The organism is Streptomyces sp. NPDC005574 (assembly GCF_040605435.1).
Lineage (GTDB): Bacteria > Actinomycetota > Actinomycetes > Streptomycetales > Streptomycetaceae > Streptomyces.
In genome coordinates, this window is sequence record NZ_JBEXCW010000338.1 from 1 (window position 1) to 1,273 (window position 1,273).

The 1,273-nt window shown below is 72.7% G+C and carries 1 protein-coding gene; it reads right to left on the minus strand.

The features are described from left to right. Positions 1 to 235: 235 nt before the first annotated feature. Positions 236 to 1,027, minus strand: coding sequence for a VOC family protein (locus tag ABZT03_RS44595; protein ID WP_356050074.1), 792 nt, complete (start codon positions 1,025 to 1,027; stop codon positions 236 to 238). Positions 1,028 to 1,273: the final 246 nt, after the last annotated feature.

Here is a 1,273-nt window from a genome sequence, read left to right on the forward strand (position 1 = left end):
CGGCACTTCGCCGCGTTGTCGCATCACCCGAGTACATCCAGTACGCGGGCGATGCTCCGCCTTGCGATGCACCGCACCGGACGCCGCGAGCTTCCGGCAAACCTTTCCGGTCACGGCACTAGCCGGCAGCTGTCCGGACGATCAGGGCGGGGAGGAAGGCGACGGGGCCGGCCGGGCGCCGGTGAGCGGCCGGACAGCTCCCCGGGCGTCGCCTTCGGATCAGGCCGGGCTCGCGTCACGGCTGGCGCTGCGCGCTCCTGATCACCGCGAAACGGGCTCCCTGGGGGTCGGTGAGCTTGGCGATGCTGCCGACGCCCTCGATGTCGGTGGCGGGCATCCGCACACCGCCGCCCAGTTCCCGGGTCCGGTCGACCGCGGCTGCCGCGTCGGGCACCTCGAAGTACGGCAGCCAGGACGCTCCGGTCGCCGCCTCGGTCGGGTCGTCGGCCAGGTCGACGAAACCGCCGAACATGGCGTCCTCCCCGAGTCCGGCCGGGTTGACGGAGGTGTAGGTGCCGCCGGGGAAGGGGACGGCGCAGGTCTCCAGGCCGAGGGTCGCGTGGTAGAAGGCGGCGGCGGCCGCGATGTCCGGTGTGTACAGCTCGACCCAGCACAGTGAGCCCGGGTCGCCCGTCACGTCGACGCCCTTGGTGAGGCCGGGCTGCCAGATACCGAACGGCACACCCGCCTGGTCGGCGAGGAACGCGATGCGGCCCCGGTCCATCACGTCCATGGGCGGCATGAGTACGCTGCCGTGCGCCTGCTCCGCGGCCTTGGCGGTGGCCTCCGCGTCCGCGCTCTGGAAGTAGAGGTTCCAGCCGGGCGGGCCCTGCTCGGCGGTGGTCTGCATGCCGCCCGCGACCGTCTTCCCGTCCAGCTGGAAGAAGCCGTAACCGCCGGCGTCCGGTCCGGCCGACTGGAACTGCCAGCCGAAGAGACCGCCGTAGAAAGAGGTGGCGCCGTCGATGTCGGAGGTGCCGACGTCGATCCAGTTCGGTGCGCCGTTGACGAAACGGGTGGTGAGCATGCGCCCTCCTCGGATGGGTCCCGTTGTCTGCACAGCCGAGTCTGGCACCGCCTACTGACAATCGCTGCCGGAGTACGACAGGCGGCCGGGAGACCTCCGGGAGGGCACCGGTCACGGCCGCGAACGGAGCCGTCCGTTCCCCGCTCCCGCGCGCCGCCGTGCGCTCACGGCCCCGGCGGCGGCATCATCGGGCCGACCGCCGACCGCCGACCGCCGACCGCCGACCGCCGACCGCCGACCGCCGAC